The 18,496-nt window shown below is 30.3% G+C and carries 17 protein-coding genes; 16 read left to right on the forward strand and 1 reads right to left on the reverse strand.

Going from position 1 to position 18,496, the window contains the following annotated elements; all coding sequences use genetic code 11:
- The first annotated feature begins 14 nt into the window (after nucleotides 1-14).
- Both SPD90_RS02235 and SPD90_RS02240 read left to right on the forward strand, forming a co-directional pair.
- Nucleotides 15-1,352: an MATE family efflux transporter gene (locus tag SPD90_RS02235; protein WP_320626842.1), complete on the forward strand. Its 1,338-nt coding sequence runs from the start codon at nucleotides 15-17 to the stop codon at nucleotides 1,350-1,352.
- 291 nt (nucleotides 1,353-1,643) lie between these two features.
- Complete coding sequence (locus tag SPD90_RS02240) at nucleotides 1,644-2,390, forward strand: cyclase family protein (protein ID WP_320626843.1); 747 nt, start codon at nucleotides 1,644-1,646, stop codon at nucleotides 2,388-2,390.
- 131 nt (nucleotides 2,391-2,521) lie between these two features.
- On the opposite strand, the gene SPD90_RS02245 is transcribed toward SPD90_RS02240, so the two are convergent.
- On the reverse strand, nucleotides 2,522-3,721 hold the full coding sequence (locus tag SPD90_RS02245) for an aminotransferase-like domain-containing protein (RefSeq protein ID WP_320924182.1): 1,200 nt from the start codon (nucleotides 3,719-3,721) through the stop codon (nucleotides 2,522-2,524).
- A gap of 645 nt (nucleotides 3,722-4,366) precedes the next feature.
- On the opposite strand from SPD90_RS02245, the gene SPD90_RS02250 reads away from it, so the two are divergent.
- The 14 genes from SPD90_RS02250 (at nucleotide 4,367) to SPD90_RS02315 (ending at nucleotide 18,490) form a co-directional block, all read left to right on the forward strand.
- Nucleotides 4,367-5,044, forward strand: a complete 678-nt coding sequence (locus SPD90_RS02250) for an ATP-binding protein (RefSeq protein ID WP_320626845.1) — start codon at nucleotides 4,367-4,369, stop codon at nucleotides 5,042-5,044.
- Between the two features lie 46 nt (nucleotides 5,045-5,090).
- Nucleotides 5,091-5,306, forward strand: coding sequence for a 4Fe-4S dicluster domain-containing protein (locus SPD90_RS02255; protein ID WP_320626846.1), 216 nt, complete (start codon nucleotides 5,091-5,093; stop codon nucleotides 5,304-5,306).
- A 30-nt stretch (nucleotides 5,307-5,336) separates the two neighbouring features.
- The gene (locus SPD90_RS02260; RefSeq protein WP_320924183.1) at nucleotides 5,337-6,413 is read left to right on the forward strand and encodes a 3-methyl-2-oxobutanoate dehydrogenase subunit VorB; all 1,077 of its coding nucleotides are present in this window, start codon (nucleotides 5,337-5,339) and stop codon (nucleotides 6,411-6,413) included.
- Entirely contained in the window at nucleotides 6,413-7,171 is a 759-nt protein-coding gene (locus SPD90_RS02265) for a thiamine pyrophosphate-dependent enzyme (protein WP_320924184.1), read from the forward strand. The genes SPD90_RS02260 and SPD90_RS02265 overlap by 1 nt, the downstream gene beginning before the upstream one ends.
- A 1-nt stretch (nucleotide 7,172) precedes the next feature.
- Complete coding sequence (locus tag SPD90_RS02270) at nucleotides 7,173-7,712, forward strand: 2-oxoacid:acceptor oxidoreductase family protein (protein ID WP_320924185.1); 540 nt, start codon at nucleotides 7,173-7,175, stop codon at nucleotides 7,710-7,712.
- Nucleotides 7,713-7,996: 284 nt separating this feature from the next.
- Nucleotides 7,997-8,929: a LysR family transcriptional regulator gene (locus SPD90_RS02275; RefSeq protein WP_320626850.1), complete on the forward strand. Its 933-nt coding sequence runs from the start codon at nucleotides 7,997-7,999 to the stop codon at nucleotides 8,927-8,929.
- Nucleotides 8,930-9,302: 373 nt separating this feature from the next.
- Nucleotides 9,303-10,205 carry a phosphate butyryltransferase gene (ptb, locus tag SPD90_RS02280; protein WP_320626851.1) on the forward strand — a complete coding sequence of 301 codons (903 nt, stop codon included), beginning with the start codon at nucleotides 9,303-9,305 and terminating at the stop codon, nucleotides 10,203-10,205.
- Nucleotides 10,206-10,288: 83 nt separating this feature from the next.
- Nucleotides 10,289-11,362 carry a butyrate kinase gene (gene buk / locus SPD90_RS02285; protein ID WP_320924186.1) on the forward strand — a complete coding sequence of 358 codons (1,074 nt, stop codon included), beginning with the start codon at nucleotides 10,289-10,291 and terminating at the stop codon, nucleotides 11,360-11,362.
- A 244-nt stretch (nucleotides 11,363-11,606) separates the two neighbouring features.
- Nucleotides 11,607-12,770, forward strand: a complete 1,164-nt coding sequence (locus SPD90_RS02290; protein WP_320924187.1) for a B12-binding domain-containing radical SAM protein — start codon at nucleotides 11,607-11,609, stop codon at nucleotides 12,768-12,770.
- Nucleotides 12,771-12,957: 187 nt separating this feature from the next.
- On the forward strand, nucleotides 12,958-13,722 hold the full coding sequence (locus SPD90_RS02295; protein WP_320924188.1) for a helix-turn-helix domain-containing protein: 765 nt from the start codon (nucleotides 12,958-12,960) through the stop codon (nucleotides 13,720-13,722).
- Nucleotides 13,723-13,750: 28 nt separating this feature from the next.
- Nucleotides 13,751-15,130, forward strand: a complete 1,380-nt coding sequence (locus SPD90_RS02300) for an MATE family efflux transporter (RefSeq protein WP_320924189.1) — start codon at nucleotides 13,751-13,753, stop codon at nucleotides 15,128-15,130.
- Between the two features lie 125 nt (nucleotides 15,131-15,255).
- A complete protein-coding gene (locus SPD90_RS02305; RefSeq protein ID WP_320924190.1) occupies nucleotides 15,256-17,253 on the forward strand; it encodes an NAD(+) synthase in 1,998 nt (665 codons plus the stop codon).
- A gap of 238 nt (nucleotides 17,254-17,491) precedes the next feature.
- Complete coding sequence (locus tag SPD90_RS02310) at nucleotides 17,492-17,902, forward strand: hypothetical protein (protein WP_320625069.1); 411 nt, start codon at nucleotides 17,492-17,494, stop codon at nucleotides 17,900-17,902.
- Nucleotides 17,903-18,007: 105 nt separating this feature from the next.
- Nucleotides 18,008-18,490, forward strand: a complete 483-nt coding sequence (locus SPD90_RS02315; protein ID WP_320624747.1) for a hypothetical protein — start codon at nucleotides 18,008-18,010, stop codon at nucleotides 18,488-18,490.
- Nucleotides 18,491-18,496: the final 6 nt, after the last annotated feature.

An 18,496-nucleotide genomic window follows, 5' to 3' on the forward strand; every position in this document is an offset into this window, starting at 1 on the left:
AGGGAGATAAAATTATGGAACAAACATATAATTTGACGGAGGGAAATATAAAGAAACAGCTAATATATCTTTCTATACCACTACTAATAGGTAGTATATTTCAACAATTTTACAACACAATAGACAGTATAATCGTAGGAAAGTACGTTGGACATGATGCCTTTGCTGCGATTGGAATTGCAGGAACTGTAATGCATTTATTTATATTTATAATAATTGGGTGTTGCGCAGGGATATCTATAATAACTGCACAGCTATATGGTGAAAAAAATTACGATTCCATGAGAAATGAAATATTTTTATCTTCAATTTTAGGTGGAGCGGTGAGTGTTATTATAAGTATTTCAGGAATTTTATTTTTGCCTTTTATTTTGAAAATAATTCAAACACCTAGTTCATTGACGGGCTTTGTTACTCAATATATGAATATTATTTTGGGAGGACTTATAGCTACTTTTTTATATAATTTTTTATCGTCTATTTTAAGATCAGTTGGAAATACAAAGATGTCACTTATATTTTTAATAATTTCGATTGTAATGAATATAGTTTTAGATTTATTATTGATAAAAAATTTTTCTATGGGAATAAGAGGTGCAGCATTAGCAACAGTTATATCTCAGTTATTCTCAGCTTTTTTATGTTATTTATACATAATTTATAAAATTCCAATTTTAAAGGTTAAAAAGTCAGATATGAAATATAATTCTAGTTTAGTAAAACAAACTTGTCAGTATTCATTTGTATCTGCTCTGCATCAATCTTCACTTTATATAGGAAAGCTTCTCGTTCAGGGAGCAGTAAATTCACTTGGAGTTGATGCGATTTCAGCATATACAGCAACAGGCAGAATAGAAGATGTAATATTGGCATTTGGAAACAGCGGTTCAGAGGCAACTTCAATATTTATAGCCCAAAATACAGGAGCAAAAAATTATAAAAGAGTTTTAGAGGGCTTTAAAGATGCAATGATATTAATACAATTAGTTTGCATACTTATGATTTTATTTTTATTTTTCCGTTCAGATATTTTACTTAATTTTTTTGTATTTGATGAAGGAAAATCAGTATTAAATTATGGAGTGCAATATTTTAGAATAATATCATTGTTTTATGTCATTAGCTTAGTCGGAAGTATATTTGTAGGATATTATCGTGGTACAGGTCATGTCAATATACCTGTTATAGGGACAACATTGCAACTAAGCATAAGGGTTGTACTTTCTTATTTATTAGTTGGTTCAATGGGTCTAGGTGGAGTAGCCTTGGCAACTGGAATAGGATGGATAGGTATAATTACATTTCAAACAAGTATATTTGTTAAAAATAAATACTATAAATTAGATGTTTAAAATTAATAGCAAAAAATTTAAAAATCGACTACAATATAGATTTCTAAATTTTTTGCTAATTTTTTTAGACAATATTGATATGAACAATTATTCAACTTTATTAAAAAAAAATGTAAATTTACATATACTTTAAGTTAGTGTTATACTTTAGTTAATTAATTAGTAACAAAAAATTAAGTTAAATTTGTTATATTAAAAAATGTTATAACACATATTAAAAAAATTTTACAGAATATTATGACATTTAATTCTCGGAAATCTAATAACTACATTATACAAGGAGGTATATATATGAAACATTTTTTATGGGAACAAATATCTAAGTGGAGAGACGATTGTGAATGGGTAGAACTAAGCCGTGAAGTGAGTCTTGAAACTCCACATCATAGTGCATTTCCTGATATGGAAATGAATATAATTTATGATTATGACAAGGGTGATGGATTCCAAGCTCATGTGTATAAGATGGCTGGACAATATGGAACTCATGTGGATGCTCCTATCCATATGTCTGAGGGTGGTAAGACTTTAGAAGCCTTTGGACCAGCAGAAATGTTCCTTCCTCTATGTGTGGTGGACCTATCAAAAGAGGTAGCTAAAAATCCTAATTATGCCTTATCAGTTGATGATTTAAAGGATTGGGAAGAAAGAAATGGTAGAATTCCTGAAGGTGCTTTTGTAGCATTTAGAAGTGATTGGTATAATAGAAAAACATATGAAGAAATCCAAAATTTAGATGCTGAGGGTAATGCAAATTATCCAGGATGGAGTGTAGAGGCTTTAAAATTCTTAAATGAGGAGAGGGGAGTAGTCGCAATTGGTCATGAACCTGCAGATACTGATCCGGCCGAAATAGCAAGTACAATTGGATGGATAGCTGAAAAGTATTGGCTTTCAAATGAACTTTATCAAATTGAGCTTATGGCTAATTTGGACAAGTGTCCTGAAAGTGGTGCTCTTATTTTCTGTACTTTCCCTAAAATAAAGGGAGGTTCTGGAAGTACAGCTCGTTGCATTGCTTTAGTACCAAAAAAATAGTTAAAATGAGATATCAAAAATATTTTTAAGATAATGAAAAAAGAGAATTAAGCTAAAATACTTAATTCTCTTTATTTAAATTAAATGAAAAGTGAGTATATAAAATATAAAATAAATTATATTTAGCAAATTTATTTAGCTAGTTCAGCTAGCTCTTCTCTAAGAACTTGACCCATTCTCTTAATACCTTCAACTATCTTGTCTTCAGGCATGTTAGAATAGTTTAATCTACAAGTATTATAAACTCCGCCATTTGGATAGAAAGATTCACCTGGAACATAAGCAACGTCCTTAGCTAAGCATTTTTTAGCCATTTCACCAGCATTTATTCCTTCAGGGAATGTAACCCAAGTGAATAATCCGCCTTGAGGATGAGTAAATTCTACACAATCAGGGAATTCTTCTTCCATAGTTTTCATCATAACATCTCTACGTTTTACATAACAAGCTTTTATTTTTTCAACATGAGCATCTAAATCATACATTTCTATGAATTTATTAACTTCCATTTGAGATATAGTAGAAGCTTGAAGGTCAGCACCTTGTTTACAAATATTGAATTTGTTTAATATTTCAGGAGCTGCACAAGTCCATCCTAATCTATATCCAGGACAGAATATTTTAGAGAATGTTCCTAAGAATATAACTAAACCTTTAGTATCTAAAGATTTTAATGATGGTAAGAATTCTCCGTCGAATCTTAATTCTCCATATGGATTATCTTCTATAACAGGTATTTCATATTTATTTATGATTTCCATGAATTTTAATCTTCTATCCATTGGCCAAGTTCTTCCTGATGGATTTTGGAAATCAGGGATAACGTAAATCATTTTAACTCTATCAGTAGTAGCTAATACTTTTTCTAATTCTTCCATAATCATACCGTCATTATCAGTAGGTATTTCTATGAAGTTTGGTTGATAAGCTTTCATTGCATTTAAAGCACCCATATATGAAGGACTTTCACATAATATAACGTCACCTTCATCTATAAATACTTTACCAGCAAAATCTAAACCTTGTTGAGATCCACTAGTTATTAATATATCGTCAGCTTTAACGTTAGTTTTTAATTTAGTATTCATTCTATCAGCGATTTTTTCTCTAAGTGGAGCATATCCTTCTGTAGTTGTATATTGAAGAGCAACTTGTCCTTGTTCTTCTAATACAGCAACTGAAACCTTCTTCATTTCTTCAACTGGGAATAATTCTGGAGCAGGCATTCCTCCAGCGAAAGATATAACTTCCGGTCTTTGAGTAAGTTTTAAAAGTTCACGTATTGCAGAACCTTCTAAATTATCTAATCTTTTTGCAAATTTTATTGCCATAAAAGCACCCCCTATAAATTTTAAACATTTGTAATTAGATTATTAGATTATAAATTTACTTATTCTTCAAATAATAATTTTCTAACATATAAAGAAAAATAATACATTGTTTACAATAATTATACATAGAAAAAGTAAGAATTCGCTAATAAGTAATATTTATAGAAAGGAATAAAAATTACTTATGATTTAAGAAAATTTAATTTGTTGAAATTTAAAAAATGAGCTATTTCAAGGGTTCTAGGGGTATGAAAAATAAAAAATAGTAAAAAATATAAAAAAACGTTTATTTGTTAGAATATAGCGTTGGATAGGTGTAACTTTATTTTTGTTAAATTTTTTTGTTTTTTTTAGGTGATTTACTTTATAAAAAAATGTATTTTAAGGAAAACGTTTTTTATTTAAAATGTAATAAAAAATATTTATACCCAAGGATAAATTTTACATATTAGCGTTTTCCTGTTGAGTGTATGTATAATTTAAGTATAAGAATTGTTCAAGTTTTAATTTTAATTTAGCTTATAAAAAAATATAACATATAATGAATTTTAAAAATAAGATGAATTATTTATTTAAATTTATAACAATTTATAACCATAGAAAAGAAGCTAATTTTATTAGTATCTAAAAGATAGGTGATAAGAAATGATAAAAGATGATAAAAGGGTAAGGCTATTTATTGGACATTATGGAAGTGGAAAAAGCGAGGTCTCAATAAATTACGTTACTAAGCTAAGAGAAGCAGTAGATGGAGAAGTAGCATTTGCAGATTTAGATATAGTAAACGTATATTTTAGAACTAGAGAAAAAAAAGATGAGCTTAGATCTATGGGCATAAATCCAATCGATAGTTCCATTGAAACAAACACATTGGATTTACCAGCAGTATCAGCACAAATAATGACACCTTTACACAACAAAGATACAAATTATGTATTAGATGTTGGTGGAGATAATGTCGGGACAAGAGTTGTTGGAAGATTCGCAGAACATTTTGTAGAGGGTGAATACGATATGTTTTGTGTGGTAAATGCAAATAGGGAACAAACTCAAACTGCAGAAGATGTGATAAGATTTATCAAATCTATGGAGGATAGTTCGAAATTAAAGGTAACAGGGTTGATTAACAATACTCATTTTATAAGACAAACTACTATAGAAGACGTTTTGAAAGGACAAAAATTAGTTAAAGAGGTTTCTGAATTAACTAATATTCCTATAAAATACGTCTCTTGTTTAAAAGAATTAGTAGATTTATTACCGAGTGATTTAGAAGGGGATATACTACCAATAGATTTATACATGAGAGAAATTTGGATGTAGTATGAGTTTTTAATAGAAAAAACACAATGTTAAGGGGGGCTTTGAAATGGCTAAAGGTAAAGTAACTTTCGATGTAGAACGTTGTAAGAGTTGTGGATTATGTGTTGCGGCATGTCCAAAGGAAATATTAGCAATAGATACAGAGTTTATTAACCAAAAAGGATATAATCCAGCAAAAATAGTTGATGAAGAAAAATGTGTTGGTTGTGCAAGCTGTGCACTAATGTGTCCTGACGTAGTTATAACTGTAGAGAGAGATTAATTTTATTTCAAAATTAGGGGGGAATTAATAATGGCTAAAATACTTATGAAAGGTAATGAAGCATTTGGTAGAGCAGCTATAGAAGCTGGATGCCATTACTTCTTTGGATATCCAATAACTCCACAAAGTGAGTTACCAGAATATTTATCAAGAGAACTTCCAAAGGTTGGAGGAGCTTTTGTACAAGCAGAATCAGAAGTAGCTGCTATAAACATGGTTTATGGTGCAGGAGGATCAGGTGTTAGAGTTATGACATCTTCATCATCTCCAGGGGTTGCATTAAAACAAGAAGGAATTACATACTGTGCAGGTGCAGAAGTACCTTGTGTAGTTTTAAATATAATGAGAGGTGGTCCAGGACTTGGAACTATACAACCTTCTCAAGCGGATTATTACATGAGTACTAAAGGTGGAGGAAATGGTGACTACAGAACTCCAGTATACGCTCCAGCTTCAGTTCAAGAAGCAGTTGATATGATTATAGAAGCTTTCGATGTAGCTGATCAATATAGAACTCCAGTTATGGTAGTTGCAGATGGTATGATCGGTCAAATGATGGAACCAGTTGATTTCGAAAAAGAACGTAAACACAGAGATTTACCAGAAAAAGATTGGGCTTCTTGTGGACATGATAATAAGAGAAAACCTAATATAATAAATTCTTTATATTTACAATCAGAAGAATTAGAACAACATAACTTAAAATTAGAAAAGAAATATAAAACTATAGAAGAAAATGAAGTTCAATATGAAATGTACAAAACTGAAGATGCTGATTTAGTATTTGTAGCATATGGAACAGTTTCAAGAATAGTTAAAACAGCTATAGAAGGGTTAAGAAAAGAAGGATATAAAGTAGGTTTAATTAGACCTAAGACTTTATGGCCATTCCCAAATGAAGCATTCAAACAAATACCAAATGCTAAGGATTTATTAGTAGTAGAAATGAGTTTAGGTCAAATGATAGACGATGTTAAATTAGCATGTGAATGTAAATTACCAGTTCACTTCTACGGAAGAAGTGGTGGTATGATACCTACTCCAGCTGCAATAGCTGAAAAGGCTAAAGAAATATTAGGAGAAGTTGCTTTAGGAGGTGTAAAATAATGGCTGTAGTATTTGAAAAAACAAAAGGTTTAACTGATGCTGTAACTCACTACTGTCCAGGATGTACTCATGGTATAATCCATAGATTAGTAGCTGAAGTTTTAGATGAAATGGGTATATTAGGGGAAACTATAGGAGTAGTTCCTGTAGGATGTTCCGTTTTAGCATATAATTATTTTAATGTAGATACACATGAAGCTGCTCATGGTAGAGCTCCAGCTGTAGCTACAGGTGTAAAGAGAACTCACCCAGATAAAACTGTATTTACTTATCAAGGTGATGGTGACTTATCTTCAATCGGTATGTGTGAAATAGTTCATGCAGCTGCTAGAGGAGAAAAAATAACTACTATATTCGTTAACAACGGTATATATGGTATGACTGGTGGACAAATGGCACCAACTACATTAATAGGCCAAAGAGCTACAACAGCTCAAGATGGTAGAGATCCAGAAAGAAATGGATTCCCTATAAGAGTTAGTGAAATGCTTGCAACTTTAACAGGTGCAGTATTTGTAGAAAGAGTAACTGTAGATACTCCTGCTAACGTAAGAAAAGCTAAAAAGGCTATAAGAAAAGCTTTCGAAGTTCAAAGAGCAGGTTTAGGATTTGGTATAGTAGAAGTTTTATCTACTTGTCCAACTAACTGGGGTATGGCACCAACTGATGCTTTACAATGGTTAAGAGACAACATGATGAAATACTATGAACCAGGTAATAAAAAAGATATAGACATAGAAGCTAAGGAGGTGAAATAATATGTCAACAGCTAGAGTAATTTGTGCAGGATTTGGTGGTCAAGGTGTAATGTCTATGGGACAATTGTTAACATATGCAGGTATGCTAGAAGGAAAAGAAGTTGCATGGTTACCTTCTTATGGACCAGAAATGCGTGGAGGTACTGCAAACTGTGCAGTAACTGTATCTGATGAACCAGTTGGATCACCAGTTATAACAGACGATGCAACTTGTGCTGTAATAATGAATTTACCTTCTATGAAATTCGTTGATGACGTAGTACCAGGAGGACATGTTTTAGTAAACAGTTCATTAATAGACACAAAAATAGAGAGAGATGATATAAAAGTTACTTATATACCAGCTAACGATTTAGCAGGTGAAATGGGAATGCCTAAGGTTGCTAATATGATAATGTTAGGTGCTTGCTTAAAGGTAACTAATGCAGTTGATATAGAATCAGTATTACAAGCTTTCTTAAAGGTATTTGGAGAAAGAAAATCTAAATTTATACCAATAAATAGAGAAGCCTTACAAAAAGGCATGGATGCTGTTAGTTAAAAAATTTCATATATTTAGACCAAAAAATTAATAAAAGGCCCAAAGGGAGGCTTAATAGTTTATAACTATTAAGCTTTTCTTTATGTTATGAAAATATAAAAAAAGTATGATATAATGTTAATATAATATATATAAATTAAACTTAAATTTCAATAAATATTTTAATACATATAGATATAAATACATTTATAAAGGGGCCTATGGGAAGGATTTTTATTTACTAATATATAATATATAAAAATATAATATATTAATAAATATAATTAAATGAAATAGGTGATTATATGAAACTAGAACAAATAAGTTATATTTTAGAAATTGCTAAACAAGGCTCAATAGGTAAAGCAGCAAAGAAGCTGTATATGAGCCAACCTAATCTAAGTATGTCTATAAGAATGCTAGAAGAAGAATTAGGATTTAAAATTTTTGAGAGAAGTAATTCAGGTGTGGAGTTGACTGCTAAGGGAATGGAGTTACTTCAATACGGTGAAGAAATTGAGAGAAATATGGATCTAATTAGAAATATGAACACTATAGCAAAGGACGAAAAGGTTAATTTTAGGATTTCTTCATATTACATATCCTTTATAAAGCATATTATTTTAGAACTAGGTAATAGACATAAAGAGGAAATGTTAAATCTAATAATAAATCAAGATACATTTTCTAATGTAATTAGAGATGTTGAGACAGGCCTTTCTGATATTGGAATAATAAAAATAACAAGACCAGTTAGCTTTACAAATAGAAGAACTCTTATGTCTAAGAACTTAGAATTTGTAAAAATTACAGATGGACATGTTTACGTACAAGTAAGACAAGGACATCCTCTTTGTAGTGAAGAGGGAAAGGTTGAAATTGACGACTTAAAAAAATATGTATTATTGACTAATGAATATGTAGATAGAAGCTATATATCTATGTGGATTGGAAATGAGTTAGATTATGATAATTTTAATAATTTCATAACAGTTCAAGATCATGATATGCTATTTTATTTTTTACATGAAATGGATGGCGTATTTTTCTCTTTAAGAGGTGGACCTATTAAGGAAAAAACTTATCTAGATGATGGTACAGTTTTAATTCCTTTGGCTAAAAATATTATTTTAGATTGTGGTTACATAAAGAGAAAGGATGAGGCATTATCTCCTATAGCAGAAGAATTTGTTAATCTTTATAAGGAGTTTGCTGAAAAAGATGATTTAAGAGATTAAAAATACAGAATATATTGAGAGCTATAGGGATTTTTTATCCTTATAGTTCTATTTTTTGTACAAAAAACTAATAAAATAGATTTTTTATATATTAAAAAATTAAATTTAATATTTCATATTAATACAATTAAAAAGATAATTTAAATGTTAAAAAAAATTAAATCGGTTATAAAAAATATTTATAGCAAAGGATAAAAAATACATATTATCTGTTGGGATTAAAAGGAATATATAATTAAATTAAGGATAATAAGTTTTAACTTGTAACAATTCTATGGAAATAAATAATTAAGAAATTAGCTTTTGGAATTATATAATAATTAGACATAAATTAACATGAATATAACTTTAATAGGGAAGAAGAGGTGGCTTTATGAAAATAGAAGATGTTATAAAATTAGCTAAAGAAAGAGGACCAAAAACAGTATCTGTTGCATGCTGTCAAGATAAAGAAGTTTTAGTGGCAGTTGAAAATGCAAGAAAAGAAGGAATAATAAATGGAATTTTAGTAGGGGATATAGATAAAACAAGAGATATTGCTTCTGAATTAAATATAAATCTAGATAATTACGAATTAATAGATATAAAGGATCTTAGTGAAGCATCTTTAAAGGCTGTAGAACTTGTTTCTAGCGGAAAAGCGGATATAGTTATGAAAGGCCTAGTAGATACATCAATAGTATTAAAAGCCGTTTTAAATAAAGAGATAGGTCTTAGAACAGGAAATGTATTAAGCCATGTTGGTGTTTTCTGTGTTGAAGGATACGATAGATTATTTTTCGTAACAGATGCAGCTATGAATATAGACCCTGATTTAAATACTAAGAAACAAATAATTGAAAATGCTGTAAAAGTAGCGAGAGCATTAGATATAGATGAACCAAAGGTAGCTTTACTTTGTGCTAAGGAAAAGGTTAACCCTAAGATGCCTGATACAGTAGATGCTAAGGAACTAGAAGAAATGTATAAAAAAGGCGAAATCAAAAATTGCATAGTTGGTGGACCATTTGCATTAGACAATGCTATCAGTGAAGAAGCAGCTAAACACAAAGGAATAGACCATCCAGTAGCAGGAAAAGCAGATATATTAGTAGTTCCAGATATCGAAGCTGGTAATATATTCTACAAAGCTCTTACATTCTTTGCAAATGCACAAAGTGCTGGATTAGTTTTAGGAGCTAAAGCACCAATAGTATTAACTTCAAGAGCTGACAGCGATGTTACAAAATTAAATTCAATTGCATTAGGAGTATTAGCAGCTTCTAAAAACAATTAATTATAGAAAATTTGATAGTTTAAAATGCAAATTAATTACAAAAATTATATTTTTAAAATTATTAGGGAATAGGAGAATATGTTATGGAAAAAATATATAAAGTTTTAGCAATTAATCCAGGATCAACTTCTACTAAGATAGCAGTTTATGATAATGAAGAAGAAATTTTAGAAAAAACACTTAGACATTCATCTGAAGAAATAGATAAATTTGAAAAAATAGCAGATCAATTTGATTTTAGAAAAAATATAATAGAAGAGGTTTTAAAGGAAGCTGGTATAAAATTCAGCGATTTAGATGCAGTAGTAGGTAGAGGGGGACTTCTAAAACCTATTCAAGGTGGAACATATGCAGTAAATGATGCAATGGTTGAAGATTTAAAAATAGGAGTATCAGGACAACATGCATCAAACCTTGGTGGTATAATTGCAAGAGAAATAGGGGATGAAGTAAATATACCAGCATTTATAGTAGACCCAGTTGTTGTAGATGAAATGGAAGATGTAGCTAGATTATCAGGCGTACCTGAAATGCCAAGAATAAGTATTTTCCATGCTCTAAACCAAAAGGCAATAGGAAGAAGAGCTGCTAAGGATTTAGGTAAAAAATACGAAGATTGCAACTTCTTAATAGTACATATGGGTGGAGGAGTTACAGTTGGAGCTCACAAAAAAGGTAGAGTAATAGACAATACTAACGGTCTTGATGGAGAAGGACCATTCTCTCCAGAAAGAAGTGGAGGACTTCCTGTAGGAGCTTTATTTAAAGCATGCTATGGCGATGAAATGACAAAGGATCAAATAGCTAAGAGAATCAAAGGACAAGGTGGTGTAGTTGCTTACCTTGGAACTAATGATATAAGAGAAGTAGAAGCCATGATAAATGATGGAGATGAAAAAGCTAAGCTTGTTCACGAAGCTATGATTTATCAAATTTGTAAAGAAATTGGTGCATATGCAACTGTATTAAAAGGTGATGTAGATGCGATAATATTAACTGGTGGTATAGCTTATTCTGCTATGGTCAGAGAAATGATAGAAGACAGAGTTAAATTTATAGCAAAGGTTATAGCTTATCCAGGTGAAGACGAAATGACTGCTTTAGTTGAAGGTGGGCTTCGTGTATTAAGAGGGGAAGAAGAAGCTTTAGTTTATTAAAATTTGCTCAAGAAAATTTCATTTAGAAATTTTTAAGAATATATACCTATGAGATGGGGGGTAGCTTTTTAGCTACCTCCTGTTTTTTTGAAAAAATATTTAGGTTAAATAATTGTAAACTAATATTGCTATGTTTGTAAATGATAGGTTACATATTGAAAATACTGGTTTATAGACTGTTTAGGTGTGAATTTATATATTTATACTATAAATTAAATTTGTAACAAGGAGAGGTAGATATTATATGATAAACAAGATTAGATTTATTGAACCAGGTAATTTCTCTAGGTATAAAAAATCGTTTAAAAATATTTATACATACAATAAGTACATTAAAAATCCATCCACAGGATTGATTATTTTAACGACTATTGCTAAGAAAATAATAGATGACACATTGATGTACAGTGAGTCTATTTCAAAAGTTGATTTTAAAGATGTATATAGCTCGGATATAGTTTTTATATCTATTAATACATATAATGCTAAAAGAGGATATGATCTATGTTCGAATATAAGAAATCATTCAAAGGCAATAGTAGTTTTAGGTGGAATGCATGCATCTTTAAATTATTTAGAGGCTGTGGAGTATGCAGATTATGTTTTGATGGGTGATGGAGATGAATTAATTGTAGATTTTATAAATTGTATGAAAGAGGATAAAAAAATTGATTTTAAAGGTGTTGTTTATAAAAGAGGAGATATCTTAATTAATACAGGAAAAAGAGAACAACCTTTAGATATAGATATGATACCAGATAGAAATTTAGTTTATAATTATTCAAAGCTAGCTAAAAGATATAATACATTATGGCCACAGGTTCACGGTTTAAGAGGATGTCCACATAATTGTGATTACTGTGCAGTTATACAACATTTTGGGAGAAAAATACGTCATAGAACGCCTCAAAGTATAGTTCAAGATATAAAAGAAGCTATAGAGTTTCATAGAATAAAATTTATGCCTAGGCTTAGTAATTGTGTGTGGATTACAGATGATAACTTTGCAGAGGATAGGGATTGGGCGGTTTCTGTTTTAAATGAAATTATAAATAGTGGTATTAAGTATAATTTTTCTGTTCAAGCTAGGTTTGAGGTCGGATTTGATAATGAGTTATTAGAGCTGATGAAAAGGGCTGGATTTGTAGAATTGGCACTAGGAATAGAGTTTTTAAATGACGATTCGTTTAAAGAATTTCATAAAAAAAGTAATTACAACGATATAAAAAAATCTATTAAAAATATCAAAAAGCATGGAATTGGAGTCAGAGGCCTATTTATAGTAGGAGCGCCTACTGATACTAAAGGAATATTTAAAATATTGTTTATAGGTGAATTTTTTTGGCAGAGGGAAGTCATTAGAAACTATAAAAAGGAAGTAAAATCTCTAAAAAATATAGAAATTTAAAATGGAATGATGTTTTCATCAAAAAATGTCTCTTAGTATTAAAAAGAGGCATTTTTTGATGAGTTTCAAAAGATTTTAGGCTAGTTTAATAATCTTTAAATCAATACTTTTTTATATTATACTAGAATTATAGCAAGGATTTACTGAATGTAAATCTTTATTTTTGACATTGAAAAAGGGGAATTTTATGATAATAATTGGAGAACAACTAGTGAAATTGAGGAAAGAAAACAATATGTCTCAAGAAAAACTAGCAAAACTATTGGGAGTATCGAGACAGACTATATATAAATGGGAAAATAATAAGGCATATCCTGATATGATAAATTTGGTTACTATAAGTGAAATTTTCGATGTTTCGATGGATGAACTTATAAAAGGCGATAAAAAGAACAATCAAATAGTAAATCAAATCCAAAGTAGAAAAAATAGTTACGAATACAAAAGTGAGAAATATATAGGAAATTTACCATTGATACATATAAACCTAGGCATGAAAAACTGTAAAGCAAAAGGAATAATAGCTATAGGAAATGTAAGTGTGGGACTTATATCTATAGGATTGGTATCAGTTGGATTGTTCTCACTTGGAGCTTTATCATTGGGATTTTTTGCGATAGGCTTGTTGTCTCTAGCTATTATAGCGAGTGGATTTTGTGGGATAGGAGCTATTTCTGTAAGTATAATAGCTGTAGGTATATATACTTTAGGAGCTATATCTCTAGGTTTATTTTCTATAGGAGGACTTAGTTTTTCTAAATATTTATCTGTAGGATATTATGCTAAAGGATCTGTAGCCATAGGTGTAGGTGCTAAAGGTTCAGTGACTTTAGTAAAAGATAATTTTAATGATTTATTAAACATATCTAAATTAGAAATACATAATTTATTTTTATCTAAATATAAATATTTAAATGAAGGGTTACTTTGGTGGTTTGATATATTTTTCTAAAACAATGATTTTATAGGGAGGAAAAGAAATGCAAAAGGATCAAGCACAATTTATTAAAATGACTGAAACTCCAGTACCAAAGCTTATAATATCTCTAGCTATACCGACTATTATAAGTATGCTAGTAACTGCTATATATAACATGGCAGATACTTTTTTTGTGGCAAAATTAGGAACTAGTGCATCTGGTGCAGTCGGGATAGTATTTTCGTTGATGGCGGTAATACAGGCTATTGGATTTACTCTTGGTATGGGTTCTGGGAGTTTGATTTCGAGATTATTAGGAGCAAAACAAAATGAAAGGGCAAATGAAATCGCTTCTTCAGGATTTTTTACTGCTATTTTATTTGGATCGTTGCTTACGATATTTGGATTATTAAATTTAGATAACTTGATGAGGATATTGGGAGCATCTAAAACTATTTTGCCTTACGCTAGTAGCTATGCGACTTATATTTTAATAGGGGCTCCTATTATGTGTGCTTCATTTGTTTTAAATAATATTTTGAGATCAGAGGGAAGAGCTAAGTTCGCAATGATAGGAATTGCGTTTGGGAGTATTTTAAATATATTTTTAGATCCAATTTTTATATTTGTATTAGATATGGGGATATCAGGTGCGGCTATTGCGACTTTGATAAGTCAAGCAACGAGCTTTTGCATACTGTTATCTAGTGTAATAAGGGGAGTTACAGTATCTAGATTGAATATTAAATTTATGTCAAAAAATATTTCAACTTATATACTTATAGTTAAGACGGGACTGCCTTCATTTGCTAGACAGGGGTTGGCTAGCTTATCTACAGTGTTATTAAACTTATGTGCAGTTGGATATGGAGATGCAGCTGTTGCGGCGCTTTCTATATTTAATAAAGTATTTATGTTTATTTTTTCTGTCGTAATAGGATTTGGGCAAGGATTCCAGCCTGTAGTTGGTTATAATTATGGTGCTAAAAAATATGATAGAGTTAAAAAGTCATGCTTTTTTACATTTAAAGTAGGTATGACGATTATGCTTATAGGATCTGTGTTAGTATTTGCTTTTGCGCCTGAAATCGTAAAATTATTTATAAATGACGATTTAGAGGTAATAAGCATAGGAACATCTTGCTTGAGGGCTCAATGTATTGTAATGCCATTTATACCATTTTGTACTGTTTGCAATATGACCTTCCAAATGATAGGAAAATCGTGGACAGCTACATTTTTATCTTCAACTAGACAGGGACTGTTTTTTATTCCGATATTATTTATTGGAAATGCAGTATTTGGTCTTAGAGGTATAGAATGCACTCAAGCCTTGGCAGATATGGCATCTTGTATTTTATCTATACCATTTGCGAGAGGATTTTTAAAGGAATTAAAGCAAAAAATAAGTGAGCAAGAAAATGAGCAATTGCAGGTATAAATGACTTATAATAAGATTTTTTTATAAAAATTATAGATTTGTGATAAAATATCTCATTAATATATGAAAAAATTGTCTAAATAGGATTTTATGAGATTATAAATTCTATAGATTGGAGATATAAGATGAATAATTTATTAAATCACGGGATTGTTGAAGTGGCGACAATTATTCCAAATGAAATAAAGATTGCCGACCCAAAGTTTAACGTAGATGAAATGTTGAGGCTTCTAGATGAGGTTTGTGAGGAAAATAAAACAGGAAAAAGACAAACTAGAATTGTAGTATATCCAGAGTTGAGTATAACAGGATATACTTGTCACGATTTATTCAACCAAAGCAGATTGATACAAAGGGCTTATGAAGAGCTTTTGAGATTTGCAAAGCTTTCAAATAAAGAGTGTAGTCCACTTATATTTGTAGGAGTACCTCTTAGAAAGGACAATCAATTATTTAACTGTGCAGTTGCGATAAATAAGGGAGAAATATTAGGAGTAGTTCCTAAGATATTTATCCCAAATTATTCAGAATTCTATGAAGCGAGACATTTTTCAAGCGCTGTAAATAGAATAGACAATAAAATTGTATTAGATGGAAAAACAGTTCCATTTACTACTAATTTACTGATAGAGGATAACACGACAGGAGCTGTAGTTTCTGCTGAAGTATGTGAAGATGTTTGGGTGCCAATTCCGCCTTCAAAATACCATTGTTTGCATGGAGCCAATATAATTGTAAACTTATCTGCAAGTAATGAGACTATAGGAAAAACTAAATATAGAGAAGATTTAATAAAAATGCACTCAGCTACATCGAATTGTGGATATATCTACGCATCATCTTCAAGAGCTGAAAGTACGACTGATACTGTTTTTTCAGGACATAGCTTAATAGCAGATAATGGATATATAGTATCTGAGAGCAAGTTTTTAGAGGATATAGAAATTACTTATGGAGAAATAGATATAGAAAGATGCTTAAACGATAGAACAAAAACTACATCATATATGACTGTTGTAGATAGACAAGAATACGAACATATTTATATAGAAACATTTAAGCCAGTGACAGATAAATTTATTTCACACAGAGAAATTTCAATACTTCCTTTTGTTCCAGATAACATAGATGAGCGTTCTAGTGAAATATTAAAATTACAGGCAGCAGGACTTGCAGGCAGATTGAAAAAAATAAACTGTAAAAATGTAGTTATAGGCATTTCTGGAGGCTTAGACAGCACTCTAGCGCTAGTTGTAGCGTCAGAGGCATTTGATATAAATGGATTTGATAAAAAGGGAATTCATGCCATTACAATGCCTTGCTATGGAACTACAGATAGAACCTTAAATAACGCCAAGAGCCTGATGAAGCTATTAAACGTAACTTCATATGAAATTAATATAAAAGATGCCTGTGAACAACACTATAAGGATATAGGACACGATAAATCTAAGCTAGATGTTACATTTGAAAATGTACAAGCTAGAGAGAGAAATCAAGTGCTAATGGATGTATCAAATAAAATAGGTGGCTTAGTAGTCGGAACAGGTGACTTATCTGAATTAGCCCTAGGATGGTGTACATATAATGGAGACCAAATGAGTATGTACGGCGTAAATGCATCTATACCAAAAACTCTAGTAAGAGGAATATTAGAGTCTTATGCAAAATGTCATGATGATTTGAGAGAGACTCTACTAGATATTTGTGATACACCGGTAAGCCCAGAGCTACTACCTCCAAATGAGGATGGAACAATAAAACAAAAGACAGAGGAAAAAATAGGTTCATATGTAATTCACGATTTTACGCTTTACTATATGCTAAGGCATGGATTTGGTCCTAAAAAAATATTCGATTTATATATAAATGCAAAAATTATGAAGGATAAAAAAGCAGGCGTGGAGAATCCAGTAGTGGACAAAAAAGCCTTGATTAGAAATATGGAAATATTTTATAATAGATTTTGGACTCAACAATTTAAACGTTCTTGTATGCCTGATGGTATAAAGGTAGGTAGTGTTTCGTTATCACCAAGAGGAGATTGGCGTATGGCTTCTGATGCATGCCAAAATATATGGCTAGAGGAATTAAACGAGTTAAAAGAAATCTATCATAACTAATTTGAAAAAAATATGAAAAAATTTAAAATTAGGTCTGTAAATTATATGATAAGATGATACAATATTATAAAGAGGTTAGCATGATTAGAGTTTGTTATAAAAGCCTTACTGAGGAAGATAATTAAAATATTAAATAAACAATTTTTGTGCACCTATAGCCTACATATACATAAATTTATATGTTTTAGGGAATATATAATAAATAATAATATGGTAACGAGAAAGGGGTAGGATACATATGTTATACACACCAAAATACATTTTAGCAGCAGAGTTAGACAAAAAGGTATGCCAATGCTCTGAATGCAAAAAATTTAGAGTTTTATATAATCACAGCGAAATGACTGAAAGCAAAGACGAAGATATTTGCGATTCTACAAGTGATATAATTGCAGTTTGCTCAAAATGTGGTAGAATGTACAGATTTGATATGAAATACACTAAAAACGGAACAGATCAAAGACGTACAGTTTCAAAAGTAAGAGAAATATCTGAAACTAACAGTCAAGTAAGAGAACACATCAAACGTAACTATGGTTCTTATGAAGCATTATTCACTATAAGATCTGAAGATTTTGTTACAAAAATAGTTGATGAAAAAGAAGTAAAAGAAGGAAAATATACAGAATACGTTTATATGGAAAAATAATTTTGATTTTGTATATGTAGATTTAGAATAAAATATAATAATTAAAATAAAGGCTTTAAAGCCTTTATTTTTTGATTTAATTCTTGAGAAAGTGAGAATGATTCTATGGTTACAGTAAATAAATATCTATATAGAAAAGATTTTGGACGAGGAATATGTCCTTGCTCAAATAAACAAGAATATAAAGTATTATTTAGAGAAGTAAGTGAAACAGAGCTAAAGACAGACGAATTAGAGTTAGATGCTGTTGCAAAGGCTTCTATATATAAAATGGAAAAGCTAGTAGTTATGTGTACTGAGTGTAAAAAAATCTATTTCGTAGCTATGTCTTCTGAAATAAGCTTTAAAGAACAATTTGTTACATTAGAAAGCGTTGAGTTATTTGATGATACACCACTTGAAGCTAGAACGTTAATAAATAGAATATATTCAGAATATAAGGATGTGCTAGTAAATATAGCTACAGATGATTATGTTATAAAGGTGCTAGAACAATCTGAGGATGATGAAAAAATCGACACTAGATATGTTTACTTAAATAGAGAAGATAGTTTATTATACGCTGATTTACAAAATGAAGAAATATAATTTAAA

Origin of the sequence: Intestinibacter sp. (genome assembly GCF_034113885.1) — a bacterium.
In the GTDB taxonomy this organism is placed as follows: Bacteria; Bacillota; Clostridia; order Peptostreptococcales; family Peptostreptococcaceae; genus Intestinibacter.